Source organism: Nocardioides taihuensis (assembly GCF_042657275.1).
In the GTDB taxonomy this organism is placed as follows: Bacteria; Actinomycetota; Actinomycetes; order Propionibacteriales; family Nocardioidaceae; genus Nocardioides; species Nocardioides taihuensis.
This window is the reverse complement of record NZ_JBHSKD010000007.1, coordinates 153,977-172,392: the sequence shown is the minus strand read 5'-3', so window position 1 is coordinate 172,392 and position 18,416 is coordinate 153,977. Positions and strand designations below refer to the sequence as shown.

At 74.4% G+C, this 18,416-nt stretch carries 15 protein-coding genes; 10 read left to right on the top strand and 5 right to left on the bottom strand.

Annotated elements, in window-relative coordinates; genetic code table 11:
* The first annotated feature begins 33 nt into the window (after positions 1-33).
* Genes ACFPGP_RS06830 through ACFPGP_RS06820 form a run of 3 tightly spaced genes read left to right on the top strand, consistent with a single transcriptional unit; the run spans position 34 to position 3,760 of the window.
* Positions 34-567 carry a PadR family transcriptional regulator gene (locus tag ACFPGP_RS06830; RefSeq protein WP_378588650.1) on the top strand — a complete coding sequence of 178 codons (534 nt, stop codon included), beginning with the start codon at positions 34-36 and terminating at the stop codon, positions 565-567.
* A complete protein-coding gene (locus tag ACFPGP_RS06825; protein WP_378588648.1) occupies positions 564-2,585 on the top strand; it encodes an oxidoreductase in 2,022 nt (673 codons plus the stop codon). The genes ACFPGP_RS06830 and ACFPGP_RS06825 overlap by 4 nt, the downstream gene beginning before the upstream one ends.
* Positions 2,586-2,611: 26 nt before the next feature.
* The gene (locus ACFPGP_RS06820; protein ID WP_378588646.1) at positions 2,612-3,760 is read left to right on the top strand and encodes a MalY/PatB family protein; all 1,149 of its coding nucleotides are present in this window, start codon (positions 2,612-2,614) and stop codon (positions 3,758-3,760) included.
* Positions 3,761-3,817: 57 nt separating this feature from the next.
* Here ACFPGP_RS06820 and ACFPGP_RS06815 read toward each other — a convergent pair whose 3' ends face one another.
* A complete protein-coding gene (locus ACFPGP_RS06815) occupies positions 3,818-5,161 on the bottom strand; it encodes a GH1 family beta-glucosidase (protein WP_378588645.1) in 1,344 nt (447 codons plus the stop codon).
* Between the two features lie 15 nt (positions 5,162-5,176).
* Here ACFPGP_RS06815 and ACFPGP_RS06810 point away from each other — a divergent pair, with 15 nt between their 5' ends.
* Entirely contained in the window at positions 5,177-5,890 is a 714-nt protein-coding gene (locus tag ACFPGP_RS06810; protein ID WP_378588643.1) for a pirin family protein, read from the top strand.
* A 12-nt stretch (positions 5,891-5,902) separates the two neighbouring features.
* Here ACFPGP_RS06810 and ACFPGP_RS06805 read toward each other — a convergent pair whose 3' ends face one another.
* Both ACFPGP_RS06805 and ACFPGP_RS06800 read right to left on the bottom strand, forming a co-directional pair.
* Positions 5,903-6,826, bottom strand: a complete 924-nt coding sequence (locus ACFPGP_RS06805) for a diacylglycerol kinase family protein (protein WP_378588640.1) — start codon at positions 6,824-6,826, stop codon at positions 5,903-5,905.
* A complete protein-coding gene (locus ACFPGP_RS06800; protein ID WP_378588637.1) occupies positions 6,823-8,436 on the bottom strand; it encodes an FAD-binding oxidoreductase in 1,614 nt (537 codons plus the stop codon). The genes ACFPGP_RS06805 and ACFPGP_RS06800 overlap by 4 nt, the downstream gene beginning before the upstream one ends.
* A 17-nt stretch (positions 8,437-8,453) precedes the next feature.
* Between ACFPGP_RS06800 and ACFPGP_RS06795 the strand changes: the two genes are divergently transcribed.
* From ACFPGP_RS06795 to ACFPGP_RS06775, 5 genes are all read left to right on the top strand, one after another.
* Entirely contained in the window at positions 8,454-9,044 is a 591-nt protein-coding gene (locus tag ACFPGP_RS06795; protein ID WP_378588634.1) for a TetR/AcrR family transcriptional regulator, read from the top strand.
* Positions 9,041-10,588 (top strand): glycerol-3-phosphate dehydrogenase/oxidase, encoded by a 1,548-nt coding sequence (locus ACFPGP_RS06790; RefSeq protein WP_378588632.1) that lies wholly within the window; start codon positions 9,041-9,043, stop codon positions 10,586-10,588. Before ACFPGP_RS06795 ends, ACFPGP_RS06790 begins: the two co-directional genes overlap by 4 nt.
* A gap of 184 nt (positions 10,589-10,772) precedes the next feature.
* Positions 10,773-11,783: a sigma-70 family RNA polymerase sigma factor gene (locus tag ACFPGP_RS06785; protein WP_378588629.1), complete on the top strand. Its 1,011-nt coding sequence runs from the start codon at positions 10,773-10,775 to the stop codon at positions 11,781-11,783.
* Positions 11,780-12,349, top strand: a complete 570-nt coding sequence (locus ACFPGP_RS06780) for a TIGR03086 family metal-binding protein (RefSeq protein WP_378588626.1) — start codon at positions 11,780-11,782, stop codon at positions 12,347-12,349. Before ACFPGP_RS06785 ends, ACFPGP_RS06780 begins: the two co-directional genes overlap by 4 nt.
* 85 nt (positions 12,350-12,434) lie before the next feature.
* On the top strand, positions 12,435-13,418 hold the full coding sequence (locus tag ACFPGP_RS06775; RefSeq protein WP_378588624.1) for a helix-turn-helix transcriptional regulator: 984 nt from the start codon (positions 12,435-12,437) through the stop codon (positions 13,416-13,418).
* A 41-nt stretch (positions 13,419-13,459) separates the two neighbouring features.
* Here the strand turns inward: ACFPGP_RS06775 and ACFPGP_RS06770 are convergent, their stop codons facing one another.
* Positions 13,460-14,443: a DUF2332 domain-containing protein gene (locus ACFPGP_RS06770; RefSeq protein WP_378588622.1), complete on the bottom strand. Its 984-nt coding sequence runs from the start codon at positions 14,441-14,443 to the stop codon at positions 13,460-13,462.
* Positions 14,444-14,475: 32 nt separating this feature from the next.
* Positions 14,476-15,945: an NAD-dependent succinate-semialdehyde dehydrogenase gene (locus tag ACFPGP_RS06765; RefSeq protein WP_378588619.1), complete on the bottom strand. Its 1,470-nt coding sequence runs from the start codon at positions 15,943-15,945 to the stop codon at positions 14,476-14,478.
* Between the two features lie 304 nt (positions 15,946-16,249).
* Between ACFPGP_RS06765 and ACFPGP_RS06760 the strand changes: the two genes are divergently transcribed.
* Positions 16,250-18,370, top strand: coding sequence for an elongation factor G-like protein EF-G2 (locus ACFPGP_RS06760; protein ID WP_378588618.1), 2,121 nt, complete (start codon positions 16,250-16,252; stop codon positions 18,368-18,370).
* The last annotated feature ends 46 nt before the right edge of the window (positions 18,371-18,416 follow it).

The window sequence follows — 18,416 nt, the reverse complement described above, 5'->3', positions numbered from 1 at the left end:
CAACTCGTTGCATAGGTCGGTCAGGATGCGGCCATGGCACTGGAGCACGCGCTGCTGGTCGCGCTGAGCGAGCAGCCCGCCAGCGGGCTCGACCTCGCCCGGCGGTTCGGCCGCTCGATCGGCTTCTTCTGGACCGCCAGCCACCAGCAGATCTACCGCGTGCTCGCGCGGATGGACGCCGACGGCTGGGTCGAGGTCACCGAGGTCGCCCAGAGCGGGCGACCCGACAAGAAGGTGTACGCCGTGTCCCCGACCGGGGCCCGCGTGCTCGCCGCCTGGCTGGCCGCCCCCACCGACACCGGGGCGCTGCGCAGCGAGCTGGCCGTCAAGCTCCGCGGCGCGTCGTACGGCGACCGCGACGCCGTGCTGGAGGTGGTGCGGGCCAACCTCGCCGACCACGCGACGCGCCTCGACCACTACCGGCACCTGATGAAGCGCGACTACCCCGACCCCGGCGCCCTCGAGGGCGCCGACCTCGACCAGTACCTCGTGCTCCGCGGCGGCATCCGCCTCGAGGAGTTCTGGGTCGACTGGCTGACCGAGTACCTGGAGGCCCACGCCCGATGAGTGACTACCCGCACCTGCTCTCGCCGATCACCCTGGGCAGCCTCGAGCTGCGCAACCGCCTGGTGATGGGGTCGATGCACACCGGCCTCGAGGACCGCGTGCGCGACCTGCCCGCCCTCGCGGCGTACGTCGCCGAGCGCGCCCGCGGTGGTGTCGGGCTGATCGTCACCGGCGGCTACGCGCCGGACAAGCGCGGCTGGCTCAAGCCGTTCGCGGCCGAGATGACCACCCGGCTGCAGGCGATGCGCCACCGCGAGGTCACCGGCGCCGTGCACGACGAGGGCGGCGCGATCGCGCTGCAGGTGCTGCACGCGGGTCGCTACGGCTACCACCCGTTCAGCGTCTCGGCGTCGTCGAGGAAGTCGCCGATCACGCCGTTCAGGCCCTCCGCCCTCTCGACGCGGGGCGTCGACCGCACGGCCAGCGACTTCGCGCACGCGGTCGTCCTGGCCCGCAAGGCCGGCTACGACGCGGTCGAGATCATGGGGTCCGAGGGCTACCTGATCAACCAGTTCCTCGCCGAGCGCACCAACGACCGCACCGACGCGTGGGGCGGCAGTGCGCAGAAGCGGATGCGCTTCCCGCTCGAGGTCGTGCGCCGCTCGCGCGAGCTGGTCGGCGACGACTTCCCGATCGTCTACCGGATCTCGCTGCTCGACCTCGTCGAGGGCGGCCAGACCTGGGAGGAGGTCGTCGAGCTCGCGCACCTGCTGGAGGAGGCCGGCGTGACCGCGCTCAACACCGGCATCGGCTGGCACGAGGCGCGGGTGCCGACGATCATCACGCAGGTCCCGCGCGGGGCGTGGCGCGGTGCCACCGCCCGGCTCAAGGCCGAGGTGTCGGTGCCCGTGTGCGCCTCCAACCGGATCAACACCCCCGAGCTGGCCGAGGAGATCCTCGCCGCGGGCGAGGCCGACCTGGTCTCGATGGCCCGGCCGTTGCTGGCCGACCCCGACCTGCTGGCCAAGGCCGCGGCCGGGCGGGCCGACGAGATCAACACCTGCATCGCCTGCAACCAGGCCTGCCTCGACCATGTGTTCAGCAACCACAAGGCCTCGTGCCTGGTGAACCCACGTGCCTGCCGCGAGACCACGCTGGTGCTCGGCCCCACCCGTCGTACGGCGCGCGTCGCCGTGGTCGGCGCCGGTCCGGCCGGCCTGGCGACGGCCGTGTCGGCGGCCGAGCGCGGGTTCGCGACCACGCTGTTCGAGGCGTCCGACGAGCTCGGCGGCCAGTTCCGGCTGGCGATGGCCGTGCCGGGCAAGGAGGACTTCGCCGAGACCCTGCGCTACTACCGCCGCCGGCTCGAGGTGCTCGGCGTCGACGTCCGGCTCCGCACCAGCCCGACCGCGGCCGACCTCGCGGCGTACGACGAGGTGGTCGTCGCCACCGGCGTCGAGCCGCGGGTGCCCTCGCTGCCGGGCCTCGACGGACCCCGCGTGCTGACGTACGCCGACGTGCTCTCCGGCCGCGCCGTGCCCGGGCGCCGGGTGGCCGTGATCGGCGCGGGCGGCATCGGCGTCGACGTCAGCCACTGGCTCACCCACGACCCCGCCGACACGGTGGAGGACTGGATGGCCCACTGGGGCGTCGGCGACCCGTCGGTGCACCCGGGCGGCCTGACCGAGCGCAAGCCGCGCACTCCCGTGCGGGAGGTGACCCTGCTGCAGCGCAAGACCACGCCCATCGGCGCCGGACTCGGGAAGACCTCGGGCTGGGCCCACCGCGCGGTGCTCAAGCAGTCGGGCGTGGTGCAGGTCAACGGGGTCAGCTACGACCGGGTCGAGGACCTCGGCTCCGAGGTCGCGCTCCACCACACCGTGGACGGCGAGGCGCGCGTGCTCACCGTCGACCACGTCGTGGTGTGTGCGGGTCAGGAGTCGGTGCGCGGGCTCCACGACGTGCTGGTCGCGGCCGGGCACCCGTCGGTGCACCTGGTCGGCGGGGCCGACGTGGCCGCCGAGCTCGACGCCAAGCGGGCGATCGAGCAGGGCACGCGGGTGGCGGCCTCGTTGTAGCAGCCGGGGCTGGGTACGTTCGCCGCATGATCCGCGACTACACCGACGAGGAAGCCCGCCGCGCGCTGCCCTGCAAGTGGGGGTCGGTCGACGTCGACGTGCTGCCGGCGTGGGTCGCCGAGATGGACTTCGCCCTCGCCCCGGCGGTCGAGGAGGCACTGCTCGACGCGGTGCGGGCGGGGGTCACCGGCTACCCGGCCTTCGACGGCGTCGACGACGGCGGGGAGCTGGGGGCGGCGTACGCCGGGTTCGCGGCCCGGCACTGGGGCCACGAGATCGACCCGGCCTGGGTGATCCCCACGGTCGACGTGACCGCGGGCGTCCGCTTCGTGCTCGACGTGCTCTGCGACCCCGCGCCGATGGTGATGCCGGTGCCGGCCTACGCCCCGCAGCTCGAGGTGGCGGCGGTGACCGGTCGCGAGCGGGTCGACCTCGTGGTGTCGCCCGACGCCGAGCGGGCCGAGCTCGACCTCGACCGTCTCGACGCGCTGCTCGCGGCCGGCGCCCGGACCCTGCTGCTGACCCAGCCGCACAACCCGTGGGGGCGGGTGTTCACGCGCGCGGAGCTCGAGGGCGTGCGCGACGTCGTGCTGCGCCACGGCGCGCGCGTGGTCAGCGACGAGATCCACGCGCCGCTCGTGCTGCCCGGCGCCGAGCACGTGCCCTACCTCTCGCTCGAGGGCACCGCCGACCACGCGGTGGCGGTGGTGGCGGCCAGCAAGGCCTTCAACACCCCGGGGTTGAGGTGCGCCCAGCTCGTGGTGCCCGACCCGGCGGCGCGCAAGGCGCTGCTCGACGCGCCGCCCGTCCGCAACGACTCGTGGTCGCCCCTCGGCGTGGTCGCGGCGGTCGCGGCGTACACCGACGGCGACGCGTGGCTCGCCGCGCTGGTCGAGCGGCTCGACGGCAACCGGGCGCTCCTCGGCCGGCTGCTGGCCGAGCAGCTGCCGCAGGCACGGATGCGCCCGCTCGAGGGCACCTTCCTCGCCTGGCTCGACCTGCGCGGCCACGGCCACGCCGACCCGGCCGCCGTCGCGCTCGAGCGCGGGCGCGTCCGGCTGGCCCCCGGCCACGACTACCAGCCGGGGCTCGAGGGGCACGCGCGGCTCAACATCGCCACCTCGCCCGAGCGGCTCACCCGCATCGTCGAGCGCCTGGGCGCGGCGCTGGCCTGACGCCTGGCCCGCCGCGCTGGAGCGATAGGTGCATGTGCCCTCATCGCTCCAGCGGCGTCACATGTCCTGCTCGGTCTGCGGCTGCGCTGCGACGAGGTCGGCGTACCACTGGAACGACTTCTTGGGCGTGCGCACCTGGGTGTCGTAGTCGACGTGCACGAGGCCGAAGCGCTGGGTGTAGCCCTCGGCCCACTCGAAGTTGTCCATCAGCGACCACGTGTAGTAGCCGCGGATGTCGACGCCGCGCTGGATCGCGGTGGCCACCGCCTCGACGTGCGCCTCGAGGTAGTCGATCCGGCGCTGGTCGTCGACCACGCCGTCGGCGTCGGGGCCGTCGGCGTAGGAGCACCCCGACTCGGTGATGTAGATCGGCGGCAGCGCGGCGCGGTAGCGGGCGCGGAACAGGATCAGCCACTCGCGCAGCGCGTCGGGCACGATCGGCCAGCCGAAGTCGGTGGTCGGGTAGCCGAGCAGCTCGAGCAGCTCGAAGGGCATCGGGGCGTCGTCGGCCGTGGCCGCGACCTTCATCGGGTTGTAGTAGTTGACGCCGTAGAAGTCGAGCGGCTGGCGGAGGTCGGCGACGTCGCCCTCCTGCACCAGGTCCTCCATCAGCGGCGCGAGGTCGGCGGGGTAGCGCCCGAGCAGCATCGGTTCGGCGAACATCCCGTTCCACAGGGCGTCGAAGAGCTTGGCGGCGCCGACGTCGGCGTCGGAGTCGCTGGCCGGCCAGATCGGCGCGTGGTTGTTGGCGCAGCCGACGCTGGTGGCGCCGTGCTCGCGCAGCGCGACGGTCGCCCGGCCGTGGGCGACGAGCAGGTGGTGCGCGACCGGCAGCGAGTCGAAGAGCAGCGCCTTGCCCGGCGCGTGCATGCCCATGCCGTAGCCGAGCAGCGTCACCACGTTGGGCTCGTTGATCGGGACCCAGTGCTCGACCCGGTCGCCGAGCGCCTCGCCGACGATGTGGGCGTACTCCGCGAACCGGTCGATCGTGTCGCGGTTGAGCCAGCCGCCGTCGTCCTCGAGCGCCTGCGGCAGGTCCCAGTGGTAGAGCGTGACCATCGGCTGCACGCCGACCTCGAGCAGGCCGTCCACGAGGCGGTCGTAGAAGGCGAGACCGCGGGGGTTGGCGGGGCCGCGGCCGTCGGGCTGGATCCGCGGCCAGGAGACCGAGAAGCGGTAGCCGCGCGCGCCGAGGCGGCCGAGCAGCGCGACGTCCTCCTCCCACCGGTGGTAGTGGTCGCAGGCCACGTCGCCGGTCGATCCGTCCTTGATCCGGCCGGGCTCGGCGGTGAAGGTGTCCCAGATGCTGGGGCCCTTGCCGTCCTCGTGCGCCGCCCCCTCGATCTGGTACGCCGCGGTGCTGGTGCCGAACCGGAAACCGGGGGGAAGTTGCGAGAACACGGGACCATTGTTGCCATGACTGCCGAGGTGCGTCGGGGAACCCACCGATTCCAGACCCGTGAGCAGGGCCGCAGCACGTGGCACTCCTTCTCGTTCGGGTCCCACTACGACCCGGAGAACGTGGCGTTCGGGCCACTGGTCTGCCACGACGAGCACCTGCTCCGCGGCGGCCAGGGCTTCCCGGATCACCCGCACCGCGACGTCGAGATCGTGACCTGGGTCCTGAGCGGGGCGATCGAGCACGCCGGCGGGCCGGCCGGGGCCGACGGTGACCGGGGCGTGGTCCGGCCCGGCCAGGTCCAGGTGCTGTGGAGCGGCGACGGCGTCACCCACGCCGAGATCGCGGAGCCCGGGGCCGGGCCGACGCGCTTCGTGCAGGCGTGGCTGCGGCCCGAGCCGGCGCCGGACGCCGCTCCCGAGCGGTCGGTGGCGGACACCGACCCGGGGCGCCACCGGCTGGTGCCGGTCGCGTCGGCGACGGACACCGATGCGGCGGTGCTGCTGCGCACGCCGGGCGCCTCTCTCTGGGTCGCCCGCCTCGACCGGGGCGACACCGTGCGGCTGCCGGACGCCGCGCGGCTGCACGTCTTCGTTGCCCGCGGCGCGCTGACGCGGTCGAGCCTGGCCGAGCCGCTCTCGGCCGGTGACGCCTTCCGGATCAGCGACCAGCCGGGGCCCGAGGTGACCGCCGCGGCCGAGACCGAGCTGCTGGTCTGGTCGTTCGCCTGACCCCGCCCTCGCTCAGGCGAGGACGGTGAGCGCGCCGGGGCGCACCTCGACCACGGCCGGCTCGTCGGCCAGTCCGGGGAGGACGCCGAGCTGCTCACCGTCGCCGCCGACCGGCACCGGCGTGCGGGCGTCGGCCTGCAGCTCGACCCGGCGGCCGGTGAGCACGGTGACCTCCGGCAGCTCGACGTGCGAGCCGTCGTAGACGGTCGGCAGGGCCCGCATCAGGGCCAGCCGCGACGCGGCCTCGATCACGACCACGTCGAGCACGCCGTCCTCGACCAGGGCGAGGGGCGCGATCTTCATGCCCTGGCCGTAGTACGCCGAGTTGGCGACGACGACCGTGGCCGCGTCGTGCTCGCGCGTGGTGCCGTCGACCGTGACCCGGTAGCGGCCGGGCTGGTAGGTGGCCAGCGAGCGGAGGGCGGCATAGGGGTACTGGAGGCGGCGCGGCAGGTGGTGCGCGCGGTCGACGATCGCGGAGGCCTGGGCGTCGACCCCGGCGTACACCGAGCCGGCGACGAGACGCTCGGCATCGGGGGTGCTGCCGATCGTCGTGGCGAGCAGGTCGACCGTGTGCGGCTCGCCCTCGAGCAGCAGCAGGGCCTGCGCGTCGGGGTCGTCGGGCAGGCCGAGCATCCGGGCGAAGTCGTTGCCGCGGCCCGCGGGCAGCACGGCGAGGGTGCCGCCGCCGCGGGAGACGGCGCCGACCAGCGAGGAGAGCATGCCGTCCCCGCCCACGCTGACGACGACGTCGCCGCGGGCCAGCGCGCCGCTCACGAGGTCACGGATCGCGCTCGGTCCCGGGCTGTAGGTGACCTCGACCGGGGCGCCGGCGTCGCGCAGCCGCCGGGCGACGGGCACGACGGCGCCGGGCGCCGCGCCGCCGCCGGAGGCCGGGTTGACCAGGAACGTGAACGCCCGGGTCGTCGGGTTCACGGGACCAGCACCCCGGGGTTGAGCACGCCGGCCGGGTCGAGCTCGGCCTTGACCGCGCGGAGGATGCCGACCCCGACGTCACCGATCTCGCGGGCGTACCAGGGCTTGTGGTCGGTGCCGACCGCGTGGTGGTGGGTGATCGTCGCGCCGGCCGCGAGCATCGCGTCGCTGGCCGCGGACTTCGCCGCGGCCCACTGGGCCAGCGGGTCCTCGCCCTCCTTGGCGGCCACGGTGAAGTAGAGCGAGCACCCCGTCTCGTAGACGTGCGAGATGTGGCACAGCACGATCGGCGCGGCCGGCGACCCGGCGGCGAGGCTGGACTCGAGGGCCGTGCGCACGCCGGTGTAGAGGTGGTCGAGGTTGGACCAGAAGGTCGCGGTCTCCAGGGTCTCGACGAGGACGCCGACATCGAGCAGCGAGTCGCGCAGGTAGGGCGCGGCGAAGCGCCCCTCGACCCAGGCGCGGCCCGGCTCCTCGCCCAGGCTGGCGCCACCGAGCCCCTCGAACAGCTCGGTGACGGCGGCGCGGCGTGAGGCGACGGCAGCCGGGGTGCCCTCGTAGCCGGTGATCATCAGGCAGCCGCCGGCCGAGGCCCCACCGATCTCGTCGGGCCGGGCGAGGTTGATAGCGGTCTCGGTCTCGTCGGAGAGCCGGACCACGGTCGGCAGCAGGCCGCCCTGCGCGAGAGCGCGCATCGCCGCGGCGCCCTCGGCGAACGACGGCCAGCGCCACCCGTCGTACACCCGGGTCTCGGGGACGTGGCGCACCCGCACGGTGACCGAGGTGATCACGCCGAAGGCGCCCTCGGAGCCGAGGAGCAGCTGGCGCAGGTCGGGGCCGGCCGCGTTGGCGGGCGCGGTGCCGAGGTCGAGCCGCCCGCGCGGCGTGGCGGCCGTCAGCCCGACGACGAGCGCGTCGAAGCGGCCGTAGCCGGCGCTCGACTGCCCGCTCGAGCGGGTGGCCGCGAAGCCGCCGATCGTGGCGTGCACGAAGCTCTGCGGGAAGTGGCCCACGGTGAGGCCGTGCTCGGCCAGGAGGGCCTCGGCCTCGGGGCCGCGGAGGCCGGGCTCGAGGGTCGCGGTCATCGAGACGGGGTCGACGGCGAGCAGCCGCTTCATGCGGACGAGGTCGAGGCTGACCACCCCGGCATAGCCGTCGCGCCGGGCGGCGAGGCCGCCGGTGACCGAGGTGCCGCCGCCGAAGGGGACGACCGCGACCCGGTGCTCGGTGGCCCAGGCGAGGACCGCCTCCACGTCGTCGTGACCGCCCGGCCGCACCACCGCGTCGGGGGCGTCGGCGAGGTCACCGGCGCGGGCCCGGAGCAGGTCGAAGGTGGACTTGCCGCGCGTGCGCAGCCGCCGGGTCGCGTCGTCGCTCAGCACGTGCTCGGCCCCGACTCGTGCCCGCAGTTCGTCGAGGAGCGCGGTCTCGATCTGCGGGGCAGGGACGGCGACCGGCTCGTGGGCGGGGGTGCTGGCGAGCTCGCCGAAGGCCAGCTCGACCAGCCCGCGCGCGGAGTCGGGCAGCGCGGTCGCGGCTGCCGGGTCGCCCCAGCGGGTGGGGTGCATCTCCCCGATCTCGGTGACGGGTGAGCTCGGCAGGTGGGTCATGTGTTACAGTGTGACACATGACGTCACTTCGTCACAACCGCGATCCCCGTGACGGCTATCTCGACGCGGCCCGCGCCTGCATCCTCGACGTCGGGTGGCGGCGCACGACGCTCACCGAGGTGGCGCGGCGGGCCGGCGTCTCGCGGATGACGATCTACCGCACCTGGCCCGACATGCCGACACTGCTCGGCGACCTGATGACCCGCGAGTGGGCCGGCGTGGTCGAGCGCGTGGTCGCGGCCGAGCCGCGCGACGCCTCCCCCGCCGACCGGCTGGTGCACGCGGTCGTCGGCACGGTGCGCACCCTGCGCGACAACGAGCTGTTCCTGCGCATCGTCGAGCTCGACCCCGAGCTGCTCCTCCCCTACCTGCTCTCCCGGCGGGGCCGTTCGCAGGACGGCATCCTGGCGCTGCTCGAGGAGGCGGTCCGCGAGGGCCAGGCCGACGGCGACGTCCGGCCGGGCAACCCCGTCGCGCTGGCGCGGACGATGGTGCTGGCGGCCCACGGCTTCGTGCTCTCCGCGCACACGATGGTCGACGACGCGGTCACCGAGGACGAGCTCGACGCCGGCCTCACCGACCTGCTGACCCGGGCGCTGGCGCCATGACCGCGCCGCTCCGGATCACCCCCGGCCTCGCCGACGTCCCGGCCTCCGTGGACGTGGTGGTCGTCGGCCTGGGCATCACCGGGGCGGGAGTCGCCCTCGACGCGGTCACCCGCGGGCTGAGCGTGCTGGCCGTCGACGCGCACGACCTGGCGTTCGGCACCTCGCGGTGGTCGTCGAAGCTCGTGCACGGCGGGCTGCGCTACCTCGCCCACGGCCAGGTCGGCGTCGCGCACGAGAGCGCCGTCGAGCGCGGCATCCTGATGGAGGTCACCGCGCCCCACCTGACCCACGCGATGCCGATGCTGGTGCCGCTGATCTCGAGCGTGTCCCCGGCCCAGGCCGCGATGACGCGGGCCGGGCTCTTCGCCGGCGACCTGCTGCGGCGCGGCGCGCGCACCTCGCGCGAGACGCTGCCCAGGCCACGCCGGGTCTCCACCACCGAGGCGCTCCAGCTGGCGCCCGGGCTGCGCCGACCCGGCCTGCGCGGCGGGCTGCTGTCGTGGGACGGGCAGCTCGAGGACGACGCGCGCCTGGTCACCACGGTCGCGCGCACGGCGGCGTCGTACGGCGCGGAGGTGCGCACGCACGCCCGCGTGCTGTCGGCGACCGGCCGCGAGGTGGAGCTGCGCGACGGGCTGACGGGGGCGACCGAGACGGTGGCGGCGCGCGTCGTGGTGAACGCGACCGGGGTGTGGGCCGGCTCGCTGGTGCCCGACGTGCACCTGCGGCCCTCGCGGGGGACCCACCTGGTGCTGCGCGCCGACGCCCTGCCCGGGCTGCGGGTGACGGTCACCGCGCCGGTGCCGGGCTCGACGTCGCGCTTCGTGATGGTGCTGCCGCAGCCCGACGGCCGGGTCTACGTCGGGCTGACCGACGAGCCCGTCGACGGGCCGGTGCCCGACGTGCCGGAGCCGTCGGAGGCCGAGATCGGGTTCCTGCTCGACGTCGTGTCGGCGGCCTTCGCCCACGACCTGCGGCGCTCCGACGTGGTGGGGGCCTTCGCCGGGCTGCGGCCGCTGCTCGACACCTCGGCGACCGAGGGAGCCGGCGCCACGGCGGACCTGTCGCGGCGGCACGCGGTGCTCACCTCGCCGACCGGCGTGGTGACCGTCGTCGGCGGCAAGCTGACCACCTACCGCCGGATGGCGCAGGACGCCGTCGACGCGGCCGTCTCGTGGGCCGGACTGGGCCCGGTCACCGGGCCGTGCCGCACCGCGACCCTGCCGCTGCTGGGCGCCGCGCCGCGCAGCGAGCTGGCGCTGCTCGAGCAGCCGGAGCGGCTGGTGCGCCTCTACGGCACCGACGCCGCCCTGGTGCTCGCCCGGGCCCGCGAGGCGACCGGGCTGCCCGACGCCGAGCTGCTGGCGCCGATCGCCCCCGGGGTGCCGGTGACGCTCGCCGAGCTGGTCTTCGGCGTCACCGACGAGGGCGCCGCGGACGTCGACGACCTCCTCGACCGTCGTACGCGGGTGGGGCTGGTCGCGGCCGACCGCGCGCTCGCCGTACCCGCTGCGGAGCGCGCGCTGGCGCTGGCGCGGGTCTGAGCGTCGTCCCACGCGTCACACTGGTGCGACCGTCGCACGGAATGGGTGACTGTCGGATGGTTCTCTCGGTGCAACAGTGACCAATTCGCGGGTTGACCAGCGATTTGCCCCCCAGCCGATGAATCCCGCCCTCGACCCCAGTCCGTACCACCGGCAGACTGGACGACGACGAGGAGCGGGCACGATGGCCGTCACGACTGGGGAGGCACGACGAGTGACCGGGACGAGCGAGCTCGAGGACTTCGACACCCTCACCCACCGCTACCAGCGCGAGCTGCTGGCGCACTGCTACCGGATGAGCGGCAGCTACCACGAGGCCCAGGACCTCGTGCAGGAGACCTTCCTGCGGGCGTGGAAGGCGTCGGCCGACTTCCAGGGGCGCTCGTCGGTGCGCACCTGGCTCTACCGCATCGCCACCAACGTCTGCCTGACCAACCTCGAGGGCCGGCCGCGCCGGCCGCTGCCGACAGGGCTCGGCACCGCCGACTCCCTGGCCGGCGACGCGCTCGAGGCGGACGCCGAGATCCCGTGGCTCGAGCCGGTGCCCGACGCCGCGGTCGTGGTCGCCGAGCGCGACTCGATCCGGCTCGCCTTCGTGGCCGCGCTCCAGCACCTCCCGGCCCGCCAGCGGGCCGTGCTGATCCTGCGCGACGTGCTGCGCTGGACGGCCGCCGAGGTCGCCGAGGCGCTCGACACCACCTCCGCCGCGGTCAACTCGGCGCTCCAGCGCGCCCACGCCCAGCTCGCCGACCGCGCGCTCACCGAGGACACCGTGCAGGAGGAGCTGACCCCGGCCCAGGAGCACATGCTCGACCAGTACGTCGAGGCGTTCTGGCGCAAGGACGTCGACCAGATCGTGAAGATGCTGACCGCCGAGGCGGTCTGGGAGATGCCGCCGTTCCTCGGCTGGTACCGCGGCGCCGACAACATCGGCCGCCTCATCGACACCCAGTGCCCGGGTGGCACCCGCGACATGCCGATGGTGCGCACCACCGCCAACGGCCAGCCGGCGTTCGGCCTCTACATGCGTGGCCCCGACGGCGAGTTCGAGCCCTTCCACCTGCAGGTGCTCGACCTCGACGGTGACCGCGTGCGTCACGTCGCCGCGTTCTTCGACACCGACCTCTTCCGGCGCTTCGGCCTGCCCGACCGGCTGCCCGCCGACTGGCCGACCACCGCGGACGCCGTCTCGTGACCACGGCGCCCCGGGTCGAGGGCGCCGTCGAGCTGCTGGAGCGATCGCTGGGCTACACCCGCGTGGTGCTGGCCGCGGTCACGCCCGCGCACCTGCCCGACCCCACCCCCTGCCGCGGCTGGGACCTCGGTCGCCTGCTGCGGCACATGGACGACGCCCTCGACGCCTTCACCGAGGCCGCCACGGGGCGGGTGGCCCGGGCACCGGCCCCCGCGACGCTGCCGGTCGAGGCGCGCGTGGGCCGGCTGCAGGACAAGGCCTGCGCGCTGCTCGGCACGTGGAGCAGCGCCCCCGCGACGCCCGGCGTCGGCATCGGCGACCAGCGGCTGCCGACCGACCTGCTCGTCACCGCGGCCGCCCTCGAGATCGCCGTCCATGGCTGGGATGTCGGGCAGGTCGTGGCCGGCGGGCCACCGCTGCCCGAGGACCTCGCCGCCCGGCTGCTGCCGGTCGCGCACGCCATCGTGGGACCCGCGGACCGCGGCCGCCGCTTCGCCCCGCCCGCGGATCCACCCCCCGACGCGTCGTACGACGAGCGGCTCCGGGCGTTCCTCGGGCGGCCGTAGCGACGCCGCCCACGCGTCTGGTCAGAACGGAAAGTTTCCACCGTTCGTGTCCTCCAGCCCCTCGCCCGTCCCTACCCTTGCGCCCATGCTCGTCGAGTCCTCCCTCCCGACAGCGCCCGAAGCCCTCGCCCTCGCGCATGCCCGCTTCCTGGCGCAGACGGGCAAGATCACCCGCGCCCTGGGTGACCTGGAGGCCATGCCCGAGCCCGGCCACGACCTCGTGCGCGCCTCGTGGCTGGCGACCCGCCTCGACTGCCGGCTCGCCCGCGGCGACCTCGCGGCGGCCGACGCCGTCGCCGACGCCCTCGCCGGCCTCACCGACGAGGACGACCTGGTCGGCGCGATCGCCCTGCACGGGCTGGGCGAGCACGTCAGCGCCCTCGGCGACCCCGACGGCGCTCTCACGAACTTCCTCGCCGCCGGCGACCGGTTGGGCGGGGGCGAGGACGACCCCGAGACCGTGCCGTGGCGGGCTGGCGCCGCACTCGCCCTGGTCCGCACCCGCCGCGCACGCGAGGCCGACGGCCTGGCCCGGGAGCACCTCGAGCGCTCCCGCCGCACCGGTTCGGCGTACGTCGTGGCGCAGGCGATGCGCATCGTGGCGGCCACCGGGTCCGGGGGTTCGCGGGTGGCCTGCCTGCGCGAGGCGCGATCGCTGCTCGACCAGGTGCCGGCCGAGCGGCTCGCCGCCCAGATCGACACCGACCTCGGCGTGCTGCTCAGCCTCGACCCGTCCCCCACGGCACAGGCGGAGGCGGTGGCGCTGTTGCGCGGCGCCGAGGAGTACGCCGGCCGCGAGGACCTCTTCCCGCTCCAGCACCGCATCCGCGAGAACCTCCAGCGCCTCGGCCAGGAGCCCCGCCGGATCCGCAGCGAGACCCTCGCGACGCTCACCGCGACCGAGCAGAAGGCGGCACGGATGGCGGCGGCCGGGCTCACCAACCGCGAGATCGCGGAGACGATGAAGGTGACGGTCAAGGCCGTCGAGTGGCACCTGTCCCACGTCTACCGCAAGCTCGGCATCCGCGGTCGCCGCGGCCTCGCCGCCTCGCTCGGCACCTCCGGCTGACCGCCTGCCGCCCCGGACGACCCGGGGCCGGACACGTGCCCTCAGCCGAACCAGGTCATCGTGCGGCCGTGGCCGTGCGTCCAGGCCACCGCCCGCCCGTCGACGCCGAGCACGAACGACGACTGCCCGCCCGCTGCGTGCGGCGCCGTGGCGGTGACCGACGGCAGCACCGCCGGGCCCTCGTTGCTGACCCAGTGGCAGGCCCCCTCGGCGACGAGCTCGCGCACCGTCGCGTCGAAGCGCGCCCGGTCGGCGTCGTCGAGGTAGGCGACGACCGCGCTGTGGAAGACGACCACCCGGCCGTGCCCGGAGGCCTCCTCGACCAGGGCCGGCAGCCGCTCGAGCAGGTCACCGGTGTCGAGCCGCGGCGGCTCGGCCCGGGCGACCGCGACCGCCGCCGCCAGCGATCGTCGCCGGTCGTCGTGCTCGGGCCAGACCAGCACCTCGAGCCACGCCATCGCGTCGTCGTCGTGGACGTCGAGCGGATGGAGGTCGACGCCGGCACGCCACCCCACCTCGGGCACCCGCGCCCCGGGGAGCTCGCCCTCGACCCGGCAGGCGAGCTCGTGGCCGCTGCCCTCCCGCACCGTCCCCGCCCCGGTCACCCAGGCGTAGGAGAAGCGGTCGGGGAAGAGGCACAGCCCGGCACTGGCGCCGACCTCGACCAGCGCCAGCGGCTCGTCGCCACGCAGCATCGCGAAGGCCGGGGTCAGCGTCGCCAGCCGCCCGACCTCGTTGGTCTGCGTGGCCCGCTCGAGGATCGTCGTCCGGATGCGTCCGTCGTCGGCGAGCAGCGCGCCGCGCAGCACGTCGTACGGCGCCGGGGCGGGCGCGCCGTGCCAGCGGGCGGCCGCGAAGACCAGGTTGGGCTGCTGCTTGGGCCGGGGGAGACCCCCGAGCCAGGCGTGCACCTCGGGGTCACCGGCCACGCCCCGCGCCCACGCCGCGAAGCACGTCGAGTCGCCCTCGGCGTACGACGCGAAGTCGAGGTAGCGCTCCGCGATGCTGCCGTCCGAGACCTTCACGTGCGCTCAGCCCCCCATGGCCCGGCCGCAGGTCAGCTGACCGGCAGCGCGACGTACGTCGTGTCGAGGTACTCCTCGATCCCCTCGAACCCGCCCTCGCGACCGAAGCCGCTGGCCTTGACGCCGCCGAACGGCGCGGCGGGGTTGGACACCAGGCCGGTGTTCATCCCGATCATGCCGAAGTCGAGCGCCTCCGCCAGCCGGAGCGTGCGCGCGAGGTCGCGGGTGAAGGCGTAGGCGACCAAGCCGTACTCGGTCTCGTTGGCCCGGCGCACCGCCTCCGACTCGCTGCTGAACGTCGTGATCGGCGCGACGGGTCCGAAGATCTCCTCGCGGTTGATCTGCGAGTCGGCCGGCACGTCGACCAGCACCGTGGGCTGGAAGAAGTAGCCCGGCCCCTCACCCGGCTTGCCGCCGCACACCACCCGGGCGCCGTCGTGGACCGCGTCGGTGACCAGGCCGCCGACCGCCTCCACGGCCTCGGGGTTGATCAGCGGCCCGACGTCGACACCGTCGTCCTGGCCGCGGCCGACCGTGAGCGCGCCCATCCGGTCGCCGAGCTTGGTGGCGAACTCCTGCGCGACCGACTCGTGCACGAGGAAGCGGTTGGCCGAGGTGCAGGCCTCGCCCATGTTGCGCATCTTGGCGATCATCGCGCCGTCGACGGCCGCGTCGACGTCGGCGTCCTCGAAGACGAGGAACGGCGCGTTGCCGCCGAGCTCCATCGAGACCCGCTGGAGCTGGTCGGCCGACTGCTTGACGAGGATCTTGCCGACGGGGGTGGAGCCGGTGAAGCTCACCTTGCGCAGGCGCTCGTCGGCCATCAGGGCCTGACCGACCGCCGCCGAGGTCGAGGTCGGGACGACGTTGAGCACGCCTGCCGGGAGACCGGCCTCCTCGAGCACCGCGGTCAGCGCGAGCATCGTCAGCGGGGTGAGCTCCGCGGGCTTGACCACCATCGTGCAGCCGGCCGCGATCGCCGGGCCGATCTTGCGGGTGCCCATCGCGAGCGGGAAGTTCCACGGCGTGATGAACAGGCACGGGCCGACCGGCTTCTTGATCGTGAGCAGGCGGCTGCCGCCGGCCGGGGCCTGCATCCAGCGACCGTGCACGCGCACGGCCTCCTCGGCGTACCAGCGGAAGAACTCGGCGCCGTAGGTGACCTCGCCGCGCGCCTCGGCGACCGTCTTGCCCATCTCGAGGCTCATCAGGTGCGCGAAGTCGTCGGCGCGCGCCGTGAGCATCTCGAAGGCGCGGCGCAGGATCTCGCCGCGCTCGCGGGGCGCGGTGCGCGCCCAGTCGTCCTGCACCTTGGCCGCGGCGTCGAGCGCCTCGAGCGCCTCGTCGGCGCTGCCGTCGGCCACCTCGACGAGGACCGAGCCGTCGGCCGGGTCGTGGACGGCGAAGCGGCGGCCGTCGTTCGCCTCACGCCAGGTGCCGTCGATGTAGAGCCCGCGGCGCTCCGCGGGAACCAGGTCGAGACCGTTGTTGCTCCCACTCATGGGGTCAGCCTCGCACCCGGGCACCAGCAGGTGGAAGCAGGGTCGGCAACTTTGCCGCTGCCTTGAGGGAGAGCACTCCTTGCCGCGGGTCGGGCACCGGTGTCACCATGGTCGGCGTCGACCTCGGAGGGAGCACTTTGATGTCGACAGGAGCCCCTCGCCGACCCCATGCGGCGGGGGGCTCCGTGCGGTCCGGGGCGGCCGCGGGGGTCGACTCCGGGACCGGGCGGTCCCGGGACCTCGGACCCCTTGTGTCCCGGGGCCAACAGGAGTTGCCTAGGAGTCCTCACGCAGGAGGTGCCCCATGGCGGAGAAGGGCAGTGCCCGTAGACCAGCCGGCCAGGATCTCGAGGCGAGCAGCCCGGACCGGATCAGGAACGTCGTGCTGGTCGGTCCCGGAGGCTCCGGCAAGACCACCCTGGTCGAGACGCTGCTCGCCGATGCCGGAGCGGTCCCGCGCGCGGGGTCGGTGCGTGACGGGACCACCGTCTGCGACTTCGAGGAGTCCGAGAAGGCCCACGGCCGCTCGATCTCCCTCGCGCTCGCGCCCGTCGTCCACGACGGGATCAAGGTCAACCTCGTCGACACCCCCGGGTACGCCGACTTCGTCGGCGAGCTGCGGGCCGGCCTGCGCGCGGCCGACTGCGCGCTCTTCGTCATCGCCGCCAACGAGGGCGTCGACGACGGCACCCGCGCCCTGTGGCGCGAGTGTGCCGACGTCGGCATGCCGCGCGCGGTGATCATCACCAAGCTCGACCAGTCGCGCGCCGACTACGAGGGCGTGCTCGCCCAGGCGCAGGCGGCGTTCGGCGACAAGGTGATGCCGTTGTACGTGCCCGAGCGCGCACCGGCGTCCGGCGGGCAGCCGGGCGAGATCACCGGCCTCACCAGCCTGCTCTCCGGCGCCGACGCCTCCCTCGAGGAGCTCCGCGGCTCGCTGATCGAGGGGATCATCGAGGAGTCCGAGGACGAGACCCTGATGGACCGCTACCTCAGCGGCGAGGCCATCGACGAGAAGGTGCTGGTCGACGACCTCGAGCGCGCGGTCGCGCGGGCGACGTTCTTCCCGGTGGTGCCGGTCTGCTCGGTCACGGGCGTCGGCTGCCACGAGCTGCTGGAGCTGGCGACCTCGGCGTTCCCCTCGCCCTCCGAGCACCCCTCCCCCGCGGTGTTCACGCCCTCGGGCGCGGCAGCGCCGGCCATCACCTGCGACCCCGAGGGTCCGCTGGTCGCGGAGATCGTGCGGACCACCTCCGACCCCTACGTCGGTCGGCTCAGCCTGGTCCGCGTCTTCTCCGGCACGCTGCGCCCCGACGACGCGGTGCACGTCTCCGGCCACTTCTCGTCGTTCTTCGGGCCCGAGTCGGGCCACGAGGACCACGACGAGGACGAGAAGATCGGCGCCCTCACCCACCCGTTCGGCCGCCAGCAGGTGCCGGCGACGCAGGTGGTCGCGGGCGACCTCGCGGCGATCGCGCGGCTCTCGCGCGCGGAGACCGGCGACACGCTCTCCTCGCCCGACGACCCGCGCGTGCTGATGCCGTGGTCGCTGCCCGAGCCGCTGCTGCCGATCGCGATCGTGGCGCGCAGCAAGGCCGACGAGGACAAGCTCTCGCAGGCGCTGTCGCGGCTCGCCGCCGAGGACCCGTCGATCCGCGTCGACAACGACGCCGAGACCCACCAGCTCGTGCTGTGGTGCATGGGCGAGGCGCACGCGGACGTCGTCCTCGAGCGGCTCGCCGAGCGCTACGCCGTGCAGGTCGACACCACGACGTTCCTGGTGTCGCTGCGCGAGACCTTCGCCGGGCCGGCGGCGGCGCAGGGCCGCCACGTCAAGCAGTCGGGCGGGCACGGACAGTACGCCGTGTGCTCGATCGAGGTCGAGCCGCTCCCGGAGGGGGGTGGCTTCGAGTTCGTCGACAAGGTGGTCGGCGGCGCGGTGCCGCGGCAGTTCATCCCCAGCGTCGAGAAGGGCGTGCGGGCGCAGATGGAACGCGGCGTGCGGCACGGCTACCCGGTCGTCGACCTGCGGGTCACGCTGACCGACGGCAAGGCGCACACCGTCGACTCCTCCGACATGGCCTTCCAGATGGCCGGGGCGCTGGCGCTGCGCGAGGCGGCCGCCACGACCCGGATCACCATGCTCGAGCCCTACGACACCGTCGAGATCCTGATCCCCGACGACCACGTCGGCTCGGTGATGAGCGACCTGGCCTCCCGCCGGGCCCGCGTGCTGGGCACCGACAAGGTCGGCGACGATCGCACGGTGGTCAAGGCGGAGGTGCCGCAGACCGAGCTGGTCCGCTACGCCACCGACCTGCGTGCCTCGACCCACGGCGCCGGCACCTTCACCCGCACCTTCGCCCACTACGAGGCGATGCCGGAGGACGTCGCCGCCAAGGTCACCCCGCGCGAGTCCCGCTGACGCGTCGCCTGCGTCATACGAATTGCCGGTCAGGACCGGCGGACCG

Coding starts and splice junctions, on each gene's coding strand:
- ACFPGP_RS06830 (WP_378588650.1), top strand. CDS start 34: ATGGCACTGGAGCACGCGCTGCTGGTCGCGCTGAGCGAGCAGCCCGCC.
- ACFPGP_RS06825 (WP_378588648.1), top strand. CDS start 564: ATGAGTGACTACCCGCACCTGCTCTCGCCGATCACCCTGGGCAGCCTC.
- ACFPGP_RS06820 (WP_378588646.1), top strand. CDS start 2,612: ATGATCCGCGACTACACCGACGAGGAAGCCCGCCGCGCGCTGCCCTGC.
- ACFPGP_RS06810 (WP_378588643.1), top strand. CDS start 5,177: ATGACTGCCGAGGTGCGTCGGGGAACCCACCGATTCCAGACCCGTGAG.
- ACFPGP_RS06800 (WP_378588637.1), bottom strand. CDS start 8,436: ATGACCCACCTGCCGAGCTCACCCGTCACCGAGATCGGGGAGATGCAC.
- ACFPGP_RS06795 (WP_378588634.1), top strand. CDS start 8,454: ATGACGTCACTTCGTCACAACCGCGATCCCCGTGACGGCTATCTCGAC.
- ACFPGP_RS06790 (WP_378588632.1), top strand. CDS start 9,041: ATGACCGCGCCGCTCCGGATCACCCCCGGCCTCGCCGACGTCCCGGCC.
- ACFPGP_RS06785 (WP_378588629.1), top strand. CDS start 10,773: ATGGCCGTCACGACTGGGGAGGCACGACGAGTGACCGGGACGAGCGAG.
- ACFPGP_RS06775 (WP_378588624.1), top strand. CDS start 12,435: ATGCTCGTCGAGTCCTCCCTCCCGACAGCGCCCGAAGCCCTCGCCCTC.
- ACFPGP_RS06765 (WP_378588619.1), bottom strand. CDS start 15,945: ATGAGTGGGAGCAACAACGGTCTCGACCTGGTTCCCGCGGAGCGCCGC.
- ACFPGP_RS06760 (WP_378588618.1), top strand. CDS start 16,250: ATGGCGGAGAAGGGCAGTGCCCGTAGACCAGCCGGCCAGGATCTCGAG.